Raw genomic sequence first — 21,197 nt, 5'->3', positions numbered from 1 at the left:
TAACATTCAATATTTAATTGAATACAGAAAAGAAAAGGGCTGTCGGTTGTAACTTAGTATCCCAATTGTACAATATTCGAAGTGGGAAGGTCAAAAAATATGCCTCGTCGGATGAAGAACCGAAAGTAATAACTATATAAAATAGATTGTATGAATAGAGTAAATAAACAGCTATTGCTTTGGCTGATGCTGCCTTTTCTTTTGGCTGCATGCCAGTCTTACAAGAAAGTTCCATATTTTCAGAATGTGGATGTGGTGAATCGGGCAGAACAGCCGGAGAGGCTTTATGATGCCAAGATCATGCCGAAAGATTTGTTGACTATTGTGGTGTCGTGTACGAATCCGGAACTTGCGATACCTTTTAACCTGACAGTAGCCAGTAATGCAGGCTTGGCTGCGAGTTCGTCTTCTGTGACTACTCAAGCTGCGTTGCAGCCTTATTTGGTTGATAATGAAGGCAACATCAATTTCCCGGTATTGGGAGAATTGAAATTGGGAGGTTTAACGAAAAGGGAAGCTGAACAGTTGATTATAGATAAACTAAAACCTTACATGAAGGAGATTCCTATTGTAACGGTGCGTATGGTCAATTATAAGATATCCGTGATTGGTGAAGTGGCTTGCCCCGGTACTTTTACCATTTCCAATGAGAAGGTGAACTTATTGGAGGCTTTGGCCATGGCCGGTGACATGACGGTGTACGGCCTTCGTGATAATGTGAAGCTGATTCGTGAGGACGCAAACGGTAAGCAGCAGATTGTAACCTTGGATTTGAATCATGCCGAAACCATTCTCTCACCTTACTATTGGTTACAGCAGAATGATATTGTCTATGTGACTCCCAACAAGGCAAAAGCTCGAAATTCGGATGTCGGTAACAGTACCAGTCTCTGGTTCTCTGCCACCTCTATTCTGGTATCTATCGTCAGCTTATTAGTAAATATCTTAAAATAATGATTTGCAATGAAAGAAATCGATTTCAATGAAGCAATAGAATCTAAGGAAGAAAATATAGACGTCAAGGAGCTGTTGTTTAAATTTTTGATCCACTGGCCTTGGTTTGTGGGGACGGTTGTGGCTTGCTTGATTGCAGCATGGGTCTATTTACATATAGCCACTCCTGTATATAACATTTCTGCCACGGTTTTAATTAAGGATGATAAGAAAGGGGGGAGTGCCGGAATGCTTTCCGGGTTGGAGAGTCTGGGATTGGATGGCATGGTGTCTTCTTCGCAGAATATCGATAACGAGATTGAAGTTCTCCGTTCAAAAAATATCGTCAAAGAGGTGGTTGAGGATTTGGGACTCTATATATCTTATACGGATGAGGATGAATTCCCTTCGAAAAACATGTATAAGACTTCACCCGTACAAGTGAGTCTGACTCCACAGGAAGCTGATTTGCTGGAAGAACCAATGCGTGTGGAAATGACATTGCAACCGCAGGGAAGTCTGGATGTACATGTGAAGGTGGGTGATGATGAATATCAGAAACATTTTGAGAAGTTGCCGGCTGTTTTTCCCACCGATCGGGGAGCACTGGCTTTTTTTCTGACGCCGGATTCCGTGCTGTCTTCTCAAAAAACATCGGATGAGGCTACTGATTCGGAAAGGGGCGCACGTAATATTACGGCGACAATTAATAAGCCTTTGACTGTAGCGAAAGGGTGTTGCGAGAATCTGACTATCGAACCCACTTCCAAAACCACTTCTGTGGCTGTCATATCATTGAAGGACTCCCATATACAGCGTGGCAAAGATTTTATCAATAAGTTATTGGAGATGTATAACATCAATACGAATAATGACAAGAATGAAGTGGCGCAAAAAACGGCAGAATTTATCAATGAACGCATTGGTATAATCTCGAAAGAACTGGGTAGTACGGAAAAGGATTTGGAAAGTTTCAAACGCGGGGCGGGTATTACGGATTTGACCAGTGATGCCCAGATTGCTTTGACCGGTAGTGCTGAATATGAAAAGAAGCGTGTGGAGAATCAAACCCAGATTAATTTGCTGCAGGATTTGCAGAAATATATGCAAAATGGAGGGTATGAGGTGCTGCCCAGTAACATCGGATTGCAGGATGTGAATCTTGCGGCTGCCATCAATCGTTATAATGATGTGCTTGTCGAGAGGAAACGGTTGCTGCGTACATCAACGGAGAATAATCCTGCCATTATCAACTTGGATACCAGCATCGGTGCAATGAAAGAGAATGTGCAGGTATCTTTGGACAGGGTGTTGCGCGGATTGTTCATCACCAAGGCGGATTTGGATCGTGAAGCGAACCGTTATTCCCGCCGTATCAGTGAGGCACCCGGTCAGGAGCGTGAGTTTGTGAGCATTGCGCGTCAACAGGAGATAAAGGCAGGACTTTATCTGATGCTTCTTCAGAAGCGTGAGGAGAATGCTATTACTCTGGCTGCTACTGCCAATAATGCGAAGATTATAGATGACGCTATAGCGGATGATGCTCCCGTGTTTCCTAAGGACAAGATGATTTACCTGATAGCTTTAGTGTTAGGAGTGGGAATTCCGGTAGGGGGTATTTATCTGCTCGAATTGACCAAGTTTAAAATTGAAGGCCGTTCGGATGTGGAAAAACTCACCGGTTTGCCGATTGTTGGTGACATCCCATTGACCGATGAAAAACAGGGGGCCATTGCTGTGTTTGAAAACCAAAATAACCTGATGAGTGAGACTTTCCGGAATATTCGTACGAATCTCCAGTTTATGCTTGACAATGGCAAGAAGGTGATTTTGGTCACTTCGACGGTTAGCGGTGAGGGGAAGTCCTTTGTATCATCTAATCTTGCTATCAGTCTTTCTTTATTGAGGAAGAAAGTGGTGATCGTTGGTCTTGATATTCGTAAGCCGGGATTGAATAAAGTGTTTAATATTTCCCGGAAGGAGCAAGGTATCACTCAATATTTGGTCGATCCGGAAAGGAACTTGATGGATCTGGTACAGCTTTCTGATGTGAGCAAGAACCTGTCTATTCTTCCCGGAGGGACAGTGCCTCCTAACCCGACCGAATTATTGGCTCGTGACGGATTGGATAAAGCGATTGAAACGCTCAAGAAGAATTTTGATTATGTGATTCTGGATACGGCCCCTGTCGGTATGGTTACCGATACCTTGCTGATTGGGCGGGTGGCCGATTTATCTGTTTATGTCTGCCGTGCAGACTATACTCATAAAAATGAGTATACGTTGATTAACGAACTTGCTGAAAATAATAAATTACCCAACCTGTGTACGGTGATAAATGGGTTGGACCTGAAGAGAAGAAAGTACGGTTATTATTATGGTTATGGCAAATATGGCAAGTACTACGGCTACGGTAAACGATATGTCTACGGTTATGGGTATGGAGAGCGATCTCATACCAAGGAAGAGTAAAGGTGCAGGCTGAATGATGCGTAGTAACGCACAGAAGAAAAGAAAAAAACATTGGGATATTTGTCTTGGAATTTCCCAATGTTTGAATTCGATCATCGGGATGTTTTTTTCAAATCTCCCCATGTTTTTCCGGAGGCTTCAAAAGGACAAAAGGACAAAAAGGACATATAGTACTATTGATCATTTATCTTGGTATAGGAACTATATGATATCTTATTGATTTTTAATTCGTTGAGTGACTTTAGCAGGCGTGTTACCTTGCAGTGGCTGAAATCGTATTTTGCGCCAATAAGAAGCGCTTCATCCGTTGTGAAATTGTCGGGCAACTCTTGGACGAAATGACGGATGGTGTCAGGATTCTTTAATGGACGGACAGAAGGGGACGCTCGAAATCAGCGTCCGTACAATAAATCTCGGGAAAAAGATCGGTTTGAAAGAATCTTCCAGTGAGATACAGTCATTCGGCAGATCGGGAAGATTATTGTACAAATCCCGGGGAAATAAAGGCGTTCCTTTCCGGAATTCTTCTCCGCACCAATAGGTTTCGTCATCGGAAGTGGAATTTTCCATAGTGCTATATGTCCTTTTGTCCTTTTGTCCTTTTGAAAGGAAGGGTCGGTGATCGGCGAGGAAGCAGGTGATTGCTTGTTAACTTGCTTATATACAGATGATAATATGCTTTTCAGCTCTTCGGAACTAAAATCCGTGTGCTCGAAAAATGCGGTAAGTTCACGTAATATGTCTTCTTGGGGATAGTGTCGGCGACAGGCTTCGCAGGCGAGTTTGAAGACGTTGGAATGGCGTTGTCCGGCTGTCAGCGGATGAAAGAAAATATGAGACAAAATATGTAGGTCCCTAACTTCATGCTACACACATGAAGATCCCTACATTTTGCAGGTCAGGAAATATACAGCGGTGTATTCCTGATCAACGCCCTCATGTCGGTGTAAATCCGATGTGATTTCTATTATACCAACTGTCTGTGAAGATCGTTGGTATAATTTTTCCATAGTACCTGTGAGCTAGCGGAAGCTATAGCTGTGTAGTGCTACGGCTGACACTCTTTAAAGAACAAAACAGTTTTAAATGAAAGAGCTGTGAATATGAGAATAGATTTCTGCTAAGCCTGTGTTGGTTTTCATGATTAATCATTATGTTTGTACCAAATACCAATATTGGTGCTGATATTTTTTTAATCATCATAATGAATATCTTTAATTAATAAACTTTCGACTTTCGATGTGTTGTTCTCTCCATCTTGAATAATTATTCTATATTTCTCAATGCGATTATTTTTCAAGATTTCTGGTATTTGAAAAATAATCCAACCATAACTGTATTTCTATATGAAGATTTATTTATTATCGTAATACAAAATAAAACATTTATACTTTTGAGGATTTATACGACATTCTATAGCAATTCTCGAGATAGACTGAAAAGTTCGGTTTTTTAGAAATAAAATCTTCTTTGTCCATCTTATGCTTTTGGTATGAAATTTTTATTTGTCTTATTGTGATTATTTATTAAATATGTATTCCATTTCTTTGGCGAATTTCTGGTTACTGTCACTTGGAAAATCGGAAACGGGTTCTTTATACTTCGACCTGTAATAGCTCTCATCAATATCCAGTAGTTTTAATATTTTGTTTCTCCATTCGTCCCTGTATTGCTTGGATAGTTTTTCGCTCATCAGGAATATCAGGTAACACACCCGTATCTTTTCCCTTGCTTTGATTTTTAGTTTGTTCTTGCAGGGGGGCAGGTTTATATTGGCATAAAGTCCGGCGCTGTAATGGCTTCGAACTGTTCCCCGACACAGGTTTCATGGATGAGTGAGAGCAGCTTCGTATCGAAGTATTCGTGTTCTTCTTCCGAAGTTTCCTGCACCTCATCTTGTTTGGTTGGTTCTCCCTGCTGTTTCTCTTCCATATTGTCAGGAAGGTATTTTTTCAGAATTTCCATAAAAAGAAGGCTCAAGCGGTAAATATTACCGGAAAGGTTTTCCATATATTGAAAAGCTTCTTTCCTGTCTTGCTTTTGCAGTTCATAGAGCTTCTCCAGTTCTTTCTTTTCCTTGTCGTATTCAGCCTTACAGCGTTCATATTCCTTTTCCGCAAGTATTTCTTCTTCATCCGTATGCGGTCTAAAACCAATGAAATCATATCTGTGATATGCGTCATTCAAAGGCTCATGCAACTTAGTTGTAATCTCCAACTGGTCTTTTATCGCAGGATTATGTCTGTCCATGTATTGGGAACATACACGCTTTATGATGTCATCCCTTAGTGGTCTTGTCTCATAAGTCCGTATATTCTCTCCTATGTCCCTTTCGTCCGCTTTTTCCTTAGTTCCAACCAAGTCAAAGATGTACGGGTCTTTCAACAGGTAATTGGCAAGGTCGCTTTGTGGAGCCGGAAGTGTGGCTGTAAAATTGTTTACCTTGTTGTTGCTGATTTGTCTGTTATGTAGGTTGGTCTCAATTTGTATTTTGAGTACATTGCTGCTCCAGCCCATTTCCACGGATTGTTTCATGTACCAATAGCTTGCACCCAATGGAAGCGAACTGTTAAGCATAACCACATGGCTTGCCCAATTGGTTCTTGCGACAGGTGATGCCATGAATACACTTTCTATATTCTTAATCTCCATCCGGTAAATATCAAATACGGTCTTGGCAACATTCTGAATTTGCGCAAGAGGCTCTTGCGTAAATTGTGCATCGTTTAAGCATTGTACTTCATCTGCTATTTTCTTCACGCTTGGAGCTATCAGTTTTGAATCCGTTTCAATGAGATTCTACAATGCCCTTAAAGGATATGTCCTTGCAAACTGACACATATAGGTAAGGTTGCGTTCTGAATATCCTTTCTTTTCAGGGAAATTCAGCCGGATAGCTTTTGCCAACTGTTTGATGGTTTTGCTTCCCCATCCGTGTAGTTGCTGATGATAGAGAATATAGCTGCCTACTTTCCAGTAATGGAACAGCATTTGCGCATTGGCAGCGGTAATCAGCCGCACAGGCTCGTTGATTTCAGCCAGTTCTCCCCAGTTCTTCCAAATAATCATTCATCTTCTGTGAACATCTTTGTATTTTTCAAGAATGGCTTTGCTGTGGTCGTTCAGTTCAAATATCAGGCTGTCCGCCGTTTTGACTGTGGTAACTTCTATGTGGTCGGGGTTCACATCGATTCTTTTCAGGTTACGAACATCTGAATATCGCAGGCTTGTGAAGCAACAGATATTCTTTTTGTCACGCAGGAAATTCACATATTCGTTTAATCCAAACTCGTTGAAGTATTCAAAGGTTATATCTTCCTTGAATTCTTTGAGGTGATTTCTTACCGCTGCAAATTTCTCATAGGTAGATGCCGTCCAATTATTCTGATTGCCACACTCGTTTACAAACTCATCAAACACCTCCCAAAAACTAATCTGCGATTCTTCTTGCTGTTCTTCATTGGTGTCTTTCATCCTTAGATTGAACTCATCCTTTAGCTGTTTGGTGGTCGGCATGGTTTCCTGCACCTCAAATTCCTTGAACACGTTTTGAATCTCGGTATAGTATTTCAGCAAGTCCGCATTGATTTCGGATGCACTTTGTTTTAGCTTGTTGGTGCATCCATTTTTTACCCGTTGTTTGTCAGCATCCCATTTGGCTACGTCAATCCGGGTAGCCTGTTGTAAACTCGATGCGTTGGCTTGCGTATATGACACGCATACGGATAGGCACATTCTCTATGATTGGCACACTGTTCTTTTTCCGGCTTTCCAATGGATAAAAGTTGTATTGGTAGAGCATAAGAGAACAGGTAAATGGCTTGCAGAACAGAATGTTTTGTTGGCAACAACTCGAACAATTACAGATCTATATCTCATTATAACAAAAGAATGAATACAGAATCTCGAAACATAAGATTCAAAAATATTGGTGAGATGGATATGTATATTGACTAATACAAAGAAAAAATAGACTCATGAACGAAGAAAACAAAATAATACTCTATCAGGACGATAACGAAATTACTCACGTGTCGGTGCGTTTTGCAGATGAGGATTTGTGGCTTACATGGAGATATATCAAACAAGTAAATCAAATGTAAGTGAGCATATTAAGCATATATTTGAAGATGGAGAACTTGATAAGAATGTGGTTGTTCGGAATTTCCGTGAACTTTTACAACGCATTAGGGATATTCGCAGTAGTGAGCGCAACTTTTACCAGCAAGTGACGGATATTTATGCTACGGCAACGGACTATGACCCACGTGATGAGATGACAAAATATTTTTTGCTACCGTGCAAAACAAGCTGCATTATGCTGTCCATGAGAATACGGCAGCAGAAGTCATTTATAACCGTGTTGACAATGAAAAGCCATTTGTCGGCATGATGAACTTTAAGGGTAACTATGTGACTAAGGACGATGTGAAAATTGCCAAGAATTATTTGTCAGAGATTGAACTCCAACGTTTGAATCTGCTTGTTTCCGGTTTTTTAGACTTTGCCGAGTTTCAAGCTTTGGAAATGAATCCTATGACTATGAAAGATTGGATAGAGCGAAATGGATTTGCTAGAAAGCGACTTTGACAAAGAAATCAAAAAATTAAAGGATAAATAATATCTTATTCTATACAATACATACATCGTTACCATATATTTTGACAGATCGATTTCATACAATCTATTGTTGATGGTAATCACATGATATCCATTAAGATTATCCTTTATTGAAACAATTAAAGCTGTCTTAAATCAAATCGGACTCGCAACTCCTGATGCAGCTTCCGTATATTATATATCCTATATGCTTCTTGATTTGCTCGGAGTTAGTATGGTATACTCGGAAAAAGACAGACAATTTGAACAGAATTCTTACATTAAATGATGCGGATATATGCCTAACAAAGTTCAATGGACTCCCCATGCTTTGTTTGTGGATAAAGCCTAAGCATACTGTGTCTGCTTAAGCAATAAGACCTTAAGATTTTTTATCTCGTCTACTTGACTTTATTTTTATCCCAATTATTGGTGTATTCCATCCAATATTGTCCTAAATAAATTGGGGGAACAAATAAAAAGGAAGTAGAACTAAGGTAAAATGACTACCTTAGTAGCGAGCTACCAACTCATCTACTTCCTATGGCAAATATAACACTTTTCGCACAGGTAATATCACATCTCCCGAAAGAAAATATCAGGAAAATCATAAAATCTTCGGGGTCAGACAAGCATTGTAAGGGCTACAATACATGGAGTCAGTTTGTTAGCATGATTTTCAGCCAATTCTCAGGATGTGATTCAGTCAGAGATATCTCAAACGGGCTGAAATCAGCCACCGGCAACCTCAATCATTTGGGAATCAACCGTGCACCATCCAAGTCAACGGTAGCATATCAGAACGCCAACCGAGACAGTTCGGTTTTTCGCGGCATATTCTACTCGTTGTTTCAGTATTTCGGACAGCAAGCCCTATGGCAACGAAGAAAGTTCCGTTTCAAGATGCCGATAAAACTGCTCGACTCCACATTGGTGTCATTGACTCTGTCAATATATGACTGGGCACATTACACTACCACCAAGGGGGCGGTCAAGATGCACACGCTATTGGACTATGACAGTCTTTTGCCGGAGTTCGTGAATATCACCGATGGCAAAACCACCGACAACAAAGCTGCTTTTGATATTGAGTTACATCCGTATAGTATTGTAGTAGCCGACCGAGGCTACTGTGACTACTCATTGTTGAATAATTGGGACAGCAGCAACGTGTTCTTTGTAGTGCGTCATAAAGACAATATCCGGTACAAAGCCATAGAGGAGTTGCCTTTGCCTGAAAAACACGCTCAGAATGTACTTATTGACGAAATAATCGAGTTCGAACTCTCGGCGGCCAAATCCAAATATCCCAAACGTTTACGTCGCATCGCAGTATGGAACGATGAACACGGTTTTGAGATTGAGTTACTCACAAACAACTTCACATTGGCAGCATCAAGCATAGCGGCTCTGTACAAGGCTCGGTGGAATATAGAAATCTTCTTTCGCAACCTCAAGCAACTGCTACGCATCAAGAGCTTTATCGGCACATCCCGCAATGCCGTAGAGACCCAAATATGGACTGCTATGACTACAATGCTGATTCTGACATGGCTAAAGCACATCGCAAGATACAAATGGGCATTGGCTAACCTTGTGGTCACGCTCCGGCTGAACACATTTACCAAAATCGACCTCCAAAAATGGCTTGATCAACCATTTACACCACCTCCCGAAACCATCGAAAACGATTAGGGGGGATTGATTTTGAACTCTCGAGGCTATACTTAACAGTATAGTCAGTTAGCTCATGCTCAAAATTTATTTAGGACAATATTGTATTCCAACAATAAAACAGCAATTAAATGCTCCCAATATATAACTTATTCACTACCTTTGCATTTCGGTTTGTATGAATCCGGTACTGACAGCCTTGCATTTTATTGAAGCGATTAAAATAGAATAATGATATGTTCCAGATAAATCAAAGCAATCTCCACCTGCTTTTGCCGGGAAAAGTGAGCTGGTTGGTGGAATACCTGCACGATGACTACGGTTTCACACTGCAAGAGTGCTTAGACTGCATATATCATTCAAAACTCTATAAGAAGCTGTCAACCGAAAGCACTAAATATTGGCATTTGGGACCGGTGGACTTGTACGAAGAACTAAAAGGTGAAATCAATCACCATTACTAACTGCTTGTACCGTATTATATGTTTCTGCAAAAAAGTATATAGTTCGTATATAGTCCGCGCTTTAGTTCTGCGAGCTGCGATAATCGGTTGGCGCAACACCTGTCAGTTTCTTGAAGACAAGGCTGAAATGCTGCACGTTCGGATAGCCTAATTGCCGAGCCACAACAGTGGGGGTCGCATCGGATTTCAGTAGCATCCGCTTGGCGGCATCCAATCGTTTGAGTTGAAAATACTGTTCCAGCGTCTTGCCGGTTTCAAAATTCAGCAGGTCGTTAAAGTATGATGTGGAGAGATTGAGCCTGTCGGCCCAATATTCCGGTGTCGGCATTTTGCCACCCTGTAATTTTCCGGACTTGATGTAATCGTCGAGCAACTGTTCCATTTTTCCAAGAATAATTTTGTTCTTGTTTTCGCGGGTGATGAATTGACGTTCGTAATAACGGGTACAGTAATCCAGCAACAATTCGATATGACGTGACAGGATGGTGCTGCTGTGCGTGTCAATCGCGTGATGCAATTCTTCCTCGATATGCCAAAGACAGCAGGTGACTTTTTCTGTCTCACGCTGCGACAAATGCAACGCCTCTTCCTTGCGATAATGGAAGAAGGTATAGTTGTTTATGTGATTCTTCAATGTGGTTCGGAATAACAAATCCGGATGAAAGACCAACAGGAAACCTTTGCCGGGCAAGGTCTTTTCCTCGTTCATCCGAAATATTTCTCCCGGTGTGAGAAATACCATCGTCGCATTGGAATAATCGTAGTACCTCCGTCCGCAGCAGGAACACTCGTCCGAACACTCCTCTATCAATAAGATGGCATAGAACTCGAACTTGACGGCATATTGTTCCAATGACGGATTCTCCAAATTGATAAGGCTTACCTGAGGGTGCAATGTCTTGCAGTCCAGACAACGGTTGCATTCATGTACGGTGTTAAAATCCAATGTCTCTTTTTCCTTCTCCATTTCCTTCTCACAAATTATGATTCTGTGTGCGGTATTCGTTGGGAGTACATCCCACCCGCTTTTTGAACAGGCGGCAGAAGTGTTGCGGATACTGGAATCCCAGCGAGTAGGCAATTTGGCTGACGGTGTCCGTTGTACCCGTTACGCGCTCTTTCGCCATTTCAATCACTTTCTCCTGAATATGCTCTTGCGGTGTCCTGCCGGTCTCTTTCTTCACCATATCACCGAAGTAGTTCGAGGAAAGACAGATCTTGTCGGCGAAATATTTAACGGAAGGCAGGCCATTCTGTTCGGCATGCGTCCCCTCGAAATAATCGTCGAGCAGCCGGTCGAAACGCGCCAATACATCATGATTGGCCTTGCTGCGGGTAACGAATTGCCGTTCATAGAAACGCATGCAGTAGTTCAGAAGCAATTCTATATGGTTGACGAGCAATGTCTTGCTATGTTTGTCCACTCCGTGTTCCAGTTCCATACGGAGGATGCGCAGACAATCCATCACGATGTTCCGCTCTTCTTCGGAGAGATGCAGCGCTTCGTTTACTTCATACGAGAAAAATGTGTATTTCCGGATGGTCTTGCCAAGCGATGTTCCCAGTAACAAATCCGGATGAAAAAGTATGCCGAGCGCATTTATTTGTACGCGGTCGGTAATCAGTGTTGTTTCCGTGTCCTGCCCCGGGGCAAAACAGACAATGCTCCCTTCCTGATAATCATATTTTTGTCGTCCATACCGTATGTCACACGCTTTTTCGAGTTTCAGATAAAGCGCATAGATTTCGTAATGCCAGTGGGCGTATTTCATCTGTCGGGTGGCCTTGTTCAAATCTACCACACTTACCAGCGGGTGCAAAGTTTCAAGTCCATACAATTTGTTGTACTGGTCTACATTACTCAAGTTGAATATCTCATCCATAATCATCGTTATTACGTTCTTAAAATCAACCACAAAAGTACGGAATAATTCCGGCATTCGGACAACCTTTTTTACGGATTGTATGACCCCGGTTACAGATTGTGCCGTATTTTCCTATGTCAGTATGATAAAATCTGTAATTGAGGTCATAATCAAAAGATAATATCCGTAATTTATCTACAAGGGAGTCATGCAAAAATGCCGAATTTTGCAACGTTCCCCAAAGAATGTAGAATGTAGAAAGAATACAATACCAATGATAAAAACATTGTTAGGAAATGTCAGTTATTTCCATCCCGCGAAACTCTATTTCGGGGATGATGCTCAGAAAAAAACGGGCGAAGAATGGAAGAAATCCGGTCCGAAAGTGCCGCTGACCTACGGGGCGGTTCCATCCAGACGAACGGCATTTACGATGAAGTGATGATCGCATTGCGTGTAACAGAAATAAAGCAGGTATGATGAAAAAACTTAAAAGACAACTGATAACGGCATTTGCCATGACTGCGCTATTGCAGGCACAGGCACAGAACGCAGACACTACGGCCATATCCCGGAATTACACCATCGGAGAAGTGGTGGTGACGGGTACCCGTAACGCTACTGACATCCGACACTTGTCACAAACGGTTTCGGTCGTCGATCGGAATAAATTGGAGCAGGCGATGCAGCCCTCCCTGCTCCCGGTGCTTACCGAACAAGTGCCGGGACTGTTCACCACCTCGCGCGGCGTGATGGGATATGGCGTATCGAACGGTGCGGCAGGCGGTATCTCCTTGCGCGGATTGAGCGGAGGGAATGCCCGCATGATGGTGCTGATCGACGGACACCCGCAGTATGCCGGAATCTTCGGGCATCCGATATCCGATGCCTGCCAGACACTTTTGGCCGACCGGGTGGAAGTGTTGCGCGGTCCGGCATCCGTACTCTACGGGTCGAACGCTATGGGCGGCGTGGTGAATATCGTGACCCGCCAAATGCATGAGGATGGGATTCGTACCGACCTGCACACCGGTTACGGTTCCTATAACACGTTGGAAACCGAGCTGACAAACCGCATCCGCAAGGGACGATTCTCGAGTGTCGTCAGCGGGTCGTACAACCGCACGGACGGACATCGTGCCGACATGGGATTCGAGCAGTACGGCGGTTATGGCAAGATCGGGTATGCCGTGACGGACCACTGGCAGCTGCGTGCCGATGTGAACGTGACACATTTCAATGCCTCTTATCCCGGTCCGGAATCTACTCCGTTGCTGGAAGGCGACCAGCGCATCACGCGGGGAATGACCTCTTTTGCCGTCGAGAACGAATACGGGAAGACCTCCGGTGCGTTGAGCTTCTTCTATAACTGGGGCGATCATTGGATCAACGACGGTTACACGCCTTCCGCCGGAGAAAAGCCTCAGGATGACCGCTTCAATTCCTTTGATGACATGATGGGTGTTTCTTTATACCAAAGTGCCCGGTTTTTCAAAGGGAACCGTATCACGGCAGGCGTCGACTGGTTCCGTTACGGCGGCGAGGCATGGAACGAATATGTAAGCGGAGCGTCTGCGGGAACACGCAAGGACTTGGTCGATAAGCATGAAAACGAAGTGGCGGGCTATGTGGACATCCGTCAGGATGCAGGCTCGTGGCTCACGCTCAATGCGGGATTGCGTGTCGATCACCATTCCCGTGTCGGAACGGAATGGATACCGCAGGCGGGACTGGCATTCCACCTGCCTCGCGCCATCGAACTGAAGGCATCCGCCTCGAAAGGTTTCCGCTATCCGATACTTCGCGAGATGTATATGTTTCCCCCTCAAAACCCTGATTTGAAACCCGAATCGATGTGGAACTACGAGATAGCCTTCTCTCAAAAGCTGCCCGGCGGACGTTTGTCGTATGGCGTCAATCTCTTCTATATCGACGGTAAGAACCTGATTATGACCCTGCCCAATCCGAATGGTAGCGGTATGCTGAACCAGAACTCGGGCAAGATAGAGAATGCGGGCATCGAAGTGCAGGCCGCTTACCGTATAAACAACTCCTGGTCGGTGGATGCCCATTACAGCTACCTGCACATGGAGAATCCCGTGATTGCCGCTCCCGAACACAAGCTCTATGCCGGAGCGAACTTCACGCAAGGACGCTGGTCGGTATCGACAGGAGTGCAATATATCGACGGGCTTTATACTTCGGTCGTTACCAACGGGCGGGGTACGGAAACGACCGAAGATTTCGTGTTGTGGAATCTCCGCGGACAATTCCATGCCACGAAATGGCTCGACATCTGGGCACGCGGAGAGAACCTGTTGGCGCAGCGTTACGAAATCAATGCCGGATATCCGATGCCGCGAGCAACGGTGACGGCAGGTATCCATCTGAATTTTTAATCGCTAAATTATAATGTATTATGAAAAAGATGATGAGTATGGTCATGGCGGCAACGGCATTGTCGTTGGCAGCAACGGGATGCGCGCAGGCGCAGAAGCAAACTTCGGGCGGCTCCTCCGAACTCCCGAAAGTCTATTTCATCAAGGAAATCAATTCGGAAAACCTGGTGAAGGTGTATGAAGCACTCGGCCGCAAAGCCGAGGGGAGAGTGGCGGTGAAACTATCGACCGGTGAGCCGGGCGGACACAACTTCCTCCAGCCGGCACTCATCGCACCGCTCGTAAAGAGAGTAAACGGTACGATTGTGGAGTGCAACACGGCCTACGGCGGAGGACGCGCTAATACGGAAGCACATCTGAAAGCCGCCGCCGACCACGGCTTTACGGCTGTCGCCAAAGTGGACATCATGGATGCCGACGGGGAGGTTTCGCTGCCGGTAAAGGGTGGCAAGCACCTGAAAGAGGATTTTGTCGGCAAGAACTATCTGAACTACGACTTCACCGTTGTCCTTTCGCACTTCAAAGGCCATGCGATGGGCGGTTTCGGCGGTGCCATCAAGAACATCTCCATCGGCATCGCCTCGTCGGGCGGCAAAGCGTGGATTCATTCGGCCGGGAAGAGCAAGGACGCAGGCAAAGTCTGGGGCAATCTTCCTCCGCAGGATGATTTTCTGGAATCGATGACGGAAGCTGCAAAAGCCATCATCGACCATTGCGGTGATAAGATTCTTTATATCAACGTGGCCAACAATCTTTCGGTGGACTGCGATTGCGATTCCTCGCCCGAAGACCCTAGGATGGGAGACATCGGTATTCTCGCTTCGCTCGACCCGGTGGCACTCGACCGCGCCTGTACAGATTTGGTTCGTGCCTCCAAAGACCACGGAAAGATACATCTGATCGAACGCATCGATTCGCGCCACGGGATGCACACGCTCGACTATGCCGAACAGCTCGGTATGGGAAGTCAGCAATATGAATTGGTTGAACTCAAATAGGAAACGAACCCATGCCGACCCCTGTAAATGGTCATCGCTTCTACGACAGGAGTCCGGTATGGGTAAGGTATAAAAAGAACAAAAGGATATGACAAAGAAAGTGTTGATTTTATCGTCCAGCCCCCGTCGTGGCGGCAATTCCGATACGCTTTGCGATGAATTTATGCGCGGAGCGATGGATCATGGCAACGAAGTGGAGAAAATATTCCTGCGCGACAAGACGATACACCCCTGCACGGGATGTAGCGTATGCAGCCGGGACAAAAAGCCCTGTCCGCAGAAAGACGATGCGGCAGAAGTTATCGAAAAGATACTCGCGGCGGATATCATTGTCATGGGGACGCCGGTCTATTTCTATGCGATGAGTGCGCAGATGAAGACATTGATAGACCGTTGCTGCGGCCCTTATACCGAGATGAAGAACAAGGATTTCTATTTCATAGCCACGGCTGCCGAGGACGATGACACCATCATGGACCGCATCGTTGCCAACTTCATGGGCTTTCTCGACTGCCTGGAGAATCCGACCGTAAAAGGAACGCTGTTTTGCGGCGGTGTGTGGCATGTGGGAGAAATAAAAGGCAATCCTAAGTTGAATGAAGCCTACGAAATGGGCAGAAATTGCTAAGCGATATGGATTTACAGCATTTCCAGCGGATGATTGCCGCAGGAGAACCGCTGCGGGGTGAAGAAATGATCACCTTCATGCGCGAGCAGAGCGACAACACCCGTCGGTTGCTGTTCGACCTGAACTGCTCATACCATACACCTGAAGAGATTGTTTCCCTTTTCAGTCGGATTACCGAGAGTGAGGTGCATGAATCATTCCGTATGTTTCCTCCGTTTTATACCGATTTCGGAAAGAATATCCACGTGGGGAAAAATGTCTTTATCAACGCTTGTTGCCAGTTTCAGGATCAAGGAGGTATATTCATCGGTGACGGGGCATTGATAGGGCACAGCGTGGTGTTGGCTACATTAAATCACGGGTTGGTTCCGGAAGATAGACAGAACCTGTATCATGCGCCTATCCGGATCGGTAAAGGGGTCTGGATTGGTGCACACGCAACCATTCTGGCAGGTGTGACGATCGGTGATGATGCTGTCATTGCCGCAGGTGCGGTGGTCAACAAGGATGTACCGGCCGGTGTCGTAGTGGGTGGCGTGCCTGCCAAATACATTCGGGATATCGATAAGAACGAAAAACAATAGCCTATGGAGTGGGAGTCAATTGCCAGTCGTACAGCCGGAATCGGAGTCAAACTCGTTAAAGAACGGAACGAATGAGGATGCAGACAGAGAAAACAGACGGTCTGCTTGCGCTGATACGCGATGGTAAACCGATGACATGGGGACAACAGTTGCGCCTGACCGTGCTGCTCAGTGTTCCGGCTGTCATTGCCCAGCTCTCCTCCATTGTGATGCAGTATATCGATGCGGCGATGGTGGGAAGTCTCGGAGCCGAAGCATCCGCCTCCATAGGGCTGGTCTCGACGACCACATGGCTATTCTGGGGACTTTGCACGGCAGCCGCTACGGGGTTCTCCGTGCAGGTGGCGCATAAAATCGGTGCAGGCGATATGCAAGGCGCACGTGCGGTGTTGCGGCAGTCGCTTACATCCACGCTTGTTTTCAGTCTGCTGCTCGCCGCGCTTGGCATGGCAATCAGCGGTGCGTTGCCCGGTTGGCTGGGAGGCGATATTTCCATCCGTCACGATGCGTCGCTCTACTTTTGCATCTTCTCACTCTTTCTGCCCGCCCTGCAGATGAACTTCCTTGCCGGAGGGATGCTGCGTTGCAGCGGCAACATGAACGTACCGAGCCTGGCAGGTGTGGCGATGTGCGTATTGGATGTCGTCCTGAACTTCTTTCTGATTTTTCCTTCACGCACATGGAGTGTGGCGGGCCTCTCTTTCACGATGCCGGGGGCGGGACTGGGCGTAGGCGGTGCGGCTTTGGGTACGGTTGCTGCCGAAGCGGTGGTTGCCGGCATATTGTTGTGGTACCTTTGGGCCCGCTCCGATAAATTGAGGTTAGCCGGCGGACGAGGGAGTTTCCGGCCACAAGCCGCGACCTTGAAAAAGGCATTTCGCATCGGTTTCCCGATGGGGATAGAACACGTGGTCATCTGCGGCGCACAAATCATGACAACCGTTATCGTGGCTCCGTTGGGCGTTTTCGCCATTGCCGCCAATTCGTTTGCCATCACGGCCGAAAGCCTCTGTTACATGCCCGGTTACGGAATTGCCGATGCCGCTACGACACTGGTCGGACAAAGCATCGGAGCCGGGCGTTGGAAGTTGACCCGCAGCTTTGCCCGCATGACGGTGTGCACGGGGATGGTGGTCATGGGTCTGATGGGTGTGCTCATGTACATGTTCGCCCCCCAGATTATCGGCTTGATGACCCCTGTCGAGGAGATTCGGCAATTGGGCGTGATGGCTCTGCGCATCGAAGCGTTTGCCGAGCCGATGTTTGCCGCTTCGATTGTGGCTTACGGCGTTTTTGTCGGTGCGGCCGACACGCTCGTGCCGTGTATGATGAACTTTTTCAGTATCTGGGCTGTGCGTCTGTCGCTGGCTGCTTTGCTCGCTCCCTCCCTGGGCTTGAAAGGGGTATGGATAGCCATGTGCGTCGAGCTATGTTTCCGGGGCATGATTTTCCTTGTCCGCCTGAAACGGGAACGGTGGATGAGAAAAATGTGAGTAATCGTTGAAATTTTGCAAGGAGAAAGGAAAAAGACAACTCGGGAAGGCTGTTTTTAGCTTCTTCCAGTTCTCCGGCAAGGAAAAAAACACGGTTTTCAGCTTCTTCCGACCCAAAAAGATACTAAAGAACAGTGTTTTTTCCTTCACCCAATTCTCCGGCAAAGAAAAAACGCGGTTTTCAGCTTCTTCCGACCCCAAAAGATACCAAAGAGCAGTGTTTTTTCCTTCATCCGGTTCTCCGGCAAGGAAAAAACGCGGTTTTCAGCTTTATCCGACCCAAAAAGATACTAAAGAACGATGTCTTTTCCTTCATCCCATCCTCCGCCAAGAAAAAGACAACGTTTTCAGCTTGTTTCCGGTCGGAAAGGAGCTATCATCGGTCGATTCCTGTTATTTCCGCCATTGAAACAGGGCGGAAACACCGTTTCCCGTTTCTTTCCGTCCATCCGCAACAACGAAACATCGCAATTTTGCCAACGGGTCCCACAGTCTGTGCCGATGAAGCCATGCGCAGGAAGACGGACCCTATCGATACAATGGATGTACAATGTTTTCCTGCACCGCTATCGGGAGATTGAGTTGAAATTCATGCCGGAGGAGTACACCGGCCCATTAAAGTTTGTCTCCTCCTGTGGGAACAGTAGTGCCCTTCCATCTTTTAACAAAATAGAAAATCTAATCCAACCGTTGGCTGAATAGCGAATTTTATCTACATTTGCATCTTGATTAAACGCGTTATTTTAAGCAAGAAAAACATGATTCGAAAAATAATAAAAGCTCTTTGGATATTTTTAGCAGTCGTACTACTGGCTATCGTGATGGTATTTGTCTCCATTTCAAAAGGTTGGATTGGCTATATGCCTCCTGTTGAGGAGCTCGAGAATCCGAGCTATAAATTTGCAACGGAGATTTTTTCTGAAGATGAAAAAGTGCTCGGCACCTGGTCTTACAGCAAGGAAAATCGGGTGTACACGGCCTACAAAGATTTGTCACCCCATATTATCCATGCCCTTATTGCAACGGAAGATGTCCGTTTTGTCAAACATTCCGGAATCGATGTCAAAGCGTTGTTCCGTGCGTTTGTGAAACGCGGCTTGATGTTTCAGAAAAATGCAGGAGGGGGGAGTACCTTGTCGCAACAGCTCGCCAAACAGCTGTTTACGGAAAAGGTGGCCAGAAATACACTGCAACGTCTGTTCCAAAAACCGATTGAATGGGTGATTGCGGTGAAACTGGAGCGTTACTACACCAAAGAGGAGATATTGAACATGTATCTCAATAAATTTGATTTTCTGAACAATGCCGTGGGTATCAAAACGGCTGCACATACCTATTTCGGCTGCGACCCCAAAGAGTTGAAAATGGAGGAGGCGGCTACGCTGGTGGGTATGTGTAAGAATCCGTCACTCTACAATCCGGTTCGTTTCAATCAACGTTCTCGCGGGCGCCGTAATGTGGTGCTCGATCAGATGCGTAAAGCCGGATATATCACAGATGCGGCATGCGACTCTTTACAGGCTCTCCCGTTGAAACTCAGGTATAACCGCGTTGACCACAAGGAGGGACTGGCCACGTATTTCCGCGAATATCTCCGTGGCGTCATGACAGCGCCGAAACCGGTAAAGAGTGATTATCGCGGTTGGCAAATGCAGAAATACTACGAAGATTCCATCGCCTGGGAAACGAACCCGTTGTACGGCTGGTGTGCGAAGAACAAGAAGAAAGACGGTACGAATTACAACATCTACACGGATGGATTGAAGATTTACACCACGATCAATTCGCGCATGCAGCAATATGCCGAAGAGGCTGTAAAAGAGCATTTGGGGAACTACCTGCAACCGGCATTCTTCAAAGAGAAAGAGGGGAGTAAGAACGCTCCGTATGCACGTTCATTGACTGCGAAGCGGGTGGAGGAGCTGTTGACGAAAGCCATGAAACAGACGGAACGTTATCGTCTCATGAAACAGGCGGGAGCTTCGGAACAACAGATCCGTAAGGCGTTCGATACGCCGGAAGAGATGACGGTCTTTTCCTGGAAGGGAGATAAGGATACGATTATGACACCGATGGATTCGATCCGCTACTACAAATCGTTCTTGCGGACGGGATTCATGTCGATGGATCCGCTGAGCGGACACGTGAAGGCTTATGTGGGCGGACCGAATTATGTATACTTCCAGTATGATATGGCCATGATGGGACGTCGTCAGGTGGGGTCTACCATTAAACCGTATTTATATACATTGGCCATGGAGAACGGATTTTCTCCGTGCGACCAGGCGCGCCACGTGGAGCAAACGTTGATCGACGAGAATGGAATTCCCTGGTCGCCACGCAATGCAAACAATAAGCGTTATGGGGAAATGGTGACCCTGAAATGGGGACTGGCACATTCCGATAACTGGATTTCCGCCTATCTGATGGGGAAACTCAACCCGTATGATCTGGTACGCCTGATCCATAGTTTCGGGGTACGCAATAAGGACATCGATCCGGTGGTTTCACTGTGCCTGGGACCTTGTGAGATTTCGGTGGGTGAGATGGTCAGCGCATACACGGCTTTCGCCAATAAAGGCATCCGGGTAGCTCCGTTGTTCGTCACCCGCATCGAGGATAACGATGGTAATGTGATTTCTACTTTTGCACCGCAGATGGAAGAGGTGATAAGCGCTTCGAGCACTTACAAGATGCTGGTCATGCTGCGTGCCGTTATCAATGAGGGAACGGGTGGGCGTGTCCGCCGATACGGGATTACCGCCGATATGGGAGGAAAGACGGGAACGACCAATGAAAACTCCGATGCCTGGTTTATGGGATTCACCCCGTCACTGGTATCCGGCTGTTGGGTGGGAGGTGACGAACGTGACATCCACTTCGGCAGAATGACATACGGACAGGGGGCCGCCGCCGCCTTGCCTATCTGGGCGATGTATATGAAGAAGGTGTATGATGACCCGACGTTGGGATACGACCAGCAGGAGAGATTCCAACTCCCCGAAGGATTCGACCCGTGTGCCGGTTCGGAAACTCCGGACGGAGAGGTGATAGAAGAAGTGGGATTGGACGATCTTTTCAATTAACG

General features: G+C 45.9%; 15 protein-coding genes and 4 pseudogenes. 13 read left to right on the top strand and 6 right to left on the bottom strand.

Annotation, left to right across the window (positions count from 1 at the left end):
• Positions 1-150: 150 nt before the first annotated feature.
• Together AB9N12_RS17610 and AB9N12_RS17605 are read left to right on the top strand one after the other, a co-directional pair.
• Positions 151-954: a polysaccharide biosynthesis/export family protein gene (locus AB9N12_RS17610; protein WP_369893420.1), complete on the top strand. Its 804-nt coding sequence runs from the start codon at positions 151-153 to the stop codon at positions 952-954.
• A 9-nt stretch (positions 955-963) separates the two neighbouring features.
• Positions 964-3,405: a GumC family protein gene (locus AB9N12_RS17605; protein WP_369893419.1), complete on the top strand. Its 2,442-nt coding sequence runs from the start codon at positions 964-966 to the stop codon at positions 3,403-3,405.
• Positions 3,406-3,843: 438 nt separating this feature from the next.
• Here AB9N12_RS17605 and AB9N12_RS17600 read toward each other — a convergent pair.
• The 4 genes and pseudogenes from AB9N12_RS17600 to AB9N12_RS17585 all read right to left on the bottom strand — a co-directional run.
• A pseudogene (locus AB9N12_RS17600) lies at positions 3,844-4,250 on the bottom strand (primase C-terminal domain-containing protein); the annotation flags it as partial.
• 674 nt (positions 4,251-4,924) lie between these two features.
• Complete coding sequence (locus AB9N12_RS17595; protein ID WP_369893418.1) at positions 4,925-5,098, bottom strand: hypothetical protein; 174 nt, start codon at positions 5,096-5,098, stop codon at positions 4,925-4,927.
• A 593-nt stretch (positions 5,099-5,691) separates the two neighbouring features.
• Positions 5,692-6,426: pseudogene (locus AB9N12_RS17590) on the bottom strand (DUF1016 N-terminal domain-containing protein); the annotation flags it as partial.
• A pseudogene (locus AB9N12_RS17585) lies at positions 6,421-7,207 on the bottom strand (phage integrase SAM-like domain-containing protein); the annotation flags it as partial. The pseudogenes AB9N12_RS17590 and AB9N12_RS17585, both read right to left, overlap by 6 nt.
• 175 nt (positions 7,208-7,382) lie before the next feature.
• Here AB9N12_RS17585 and rhuM point away from each other — a divergent pair.
• The 3 genes and pseudogenes from rhuM to AB9N12_RS17570 all read left to right on the top strand — a co-directional run bounded on the left by rhuM (position 7,383) and on the right by AB9N12_RS17570 (position 10,142).
• Positions 7,383-8,026, top strand: a pseudogene (rhuM, locus tag AB9N12_RS17580) (RhuM family protein).
• Between the two features lie 521 nt (positions 8,027-8,547).
• Positions 8,548-9,699, top strand: coding sequence for an IS4 family transposase (locus AB9N12_RS17575; RefSeq protein WP_369888970.1), 1,152 nt, complete (start codon positions 8,548-8,550; stop codon positions 9,697-9,699).
• Between the two features lie 215 nt (positions 9,700-9,914).
• The gene (locus tag AB9N12_RS17570) at positions 9,915-10,142 is read left to right on the top strand and encodes a hypothetical protein (protein WP_369893417.1); all 228 of its coding nucleotides are present in this window, start codon (positions 9,915-9,917) and stop codon (positions 10,140-10,142) included.
• 61 nt (positions 10,143-10,203) lie between these two features.
• Here AB9N12_RS17570 and AB9N12_RS17565 read toward each other — a convergent pair whose 3' ends face one another.
• Entirely contained in the window at positions 10,204-11,109 is a 906-nt protein-coding gene (locus tag AB9N12_RS17565; protein WP_369893416.1) for a helix-turn-helix domain-containing protein, read from the bottom strand.
• Between the two features lie 7 nt (positions 11,110-11,116).
• Positions 11,117-12,025 carry a helix-turn-helix domain-containing protein gene (locus AB9N12_RS17560; protein ID WP_369893439.1) on the bottom strand — a complete coding sequence of 303 codons (909 nt, stop codon included), beginning with the start codon at positions 12,023-12,025 and terminating at the stop codon, positions 11,117-11,119.
• 256 nt (positions 12,026-12,281) lie between these two features.
• Between AB9N12_RS17560 and AB9N12_RS17555 the strand changes: the two genes are divergently transcribed.
• The 8 genes from AB9N12_RS17555 (at position 12,282) to AB9N12_RS17520 (ending at position 21,195) form a co-directional block, all read left to right on the top strand.
• The gene (locus AB9N12_RS17555; RefSeq protein ID WP_369893415.1) at positions 12,282-12,449 is read left to right on the top strand and encodes a hypothetical protein; all 168 of its coding nucleotides are present in this window, start codon (positions 12,282-12,284) and stop codon (positions 12,447-12,449) included.
• Positions 12,450-12,486: 37 nt separating this feature from the next.
• Positions 12,487-14,406 carry a TonB-dependent receptor gene (locus AB9N12_RS17550; RefSeq protein WP_369893438.1) on the top strand — a complete coding sequence of 640 codons (1,920 nt, stop codon included), beginning with the start codon at positions 12,487-12,489 and terminating at the stop codon, positions 14,404-14,406.
• A 20-nt stretch (positions 14,407-14,426) separates the two neighbouring features.
• Entirely contained in the window at positions 14,427-15,404 is a 978-nt protein-coding gene (locus tag AB9N12_RS17545) for a DUF362 domain-containing protein (RefSeq protein WP_369893414.1), read from the top strand.
• 88 nt (positions 15,405-15,492) lie between these two features.
• A complete protein-coding gene (locus AB9N12_RS17540; RefSeq protein WP_369893413.1) occupies positions 15,493-16,032 on the top strand; it encodes a flavodoxin family protein in 540 nt (179 codons plus the stop codon).
• 5 nt (positions 16,033-16,037) lie between these two features.
• Positions 16,038-16,616 carry a DapH/DapD/GlmU-related protein gene (locus AB9N12_RS17535; RefSeq protein WP_369893412.1) on the top strand — a complete coding sequence of 193 codons (579 nt, stop codon included), beginning with the start codon at positions 16,038-16,040 and terminating at the stop codon, positions 16,614-16,616.
• Between the two features lie 71 nt (positions 16,617-16,687).
• Positions 16,688-18,109: an MATE family efflux transporter gene (locus AB9N12_RS17530; RefSeq protein WP_369893411.1), complete on the top strand. Its 1,422-nt coding sequence runs from the start codon at positions 16,688-16,690 to the stop codon at positions 18,107-18,109.
• A gap of 134 nt (positions 18,110-18,243) precedes the next feature.
• Entirely contained in the window at positions 18,244-18,690 is a 447-nt protein-coding gene (locus tag AB9N12_RS17525; protein ID WP_369893410.1) for a hypothetical protein, read from the top strand.
• Between the two features lie 177 nt (positions 18,691-18,867).
• Positions 18,868-21,195: a transglycosylase domain-containing protein gene (locus AB9N12_RS17520; RefSeq protein WP_369893409.1), complete on the top strand. Its 2,328-nt coding sequence runs from the start codon at positions 18,868-18,870 to the stop codon at positions 21,193-21,195.
• The last annotated feature ends 2 nt before the right edge of the window (positions 21,196-21,197 follow it).

The organism is Bacteroides sp. AN502(2024), assembly GCF_041227145.1.
GTDB lineage: Bacteria > Bacteroidota > Bacteroidia > Bacteroidales > Bacteroidaceae > Bacteroides.
This window is presented reverse-complemented; position numbering and strand designations above follow the sequence as displayed.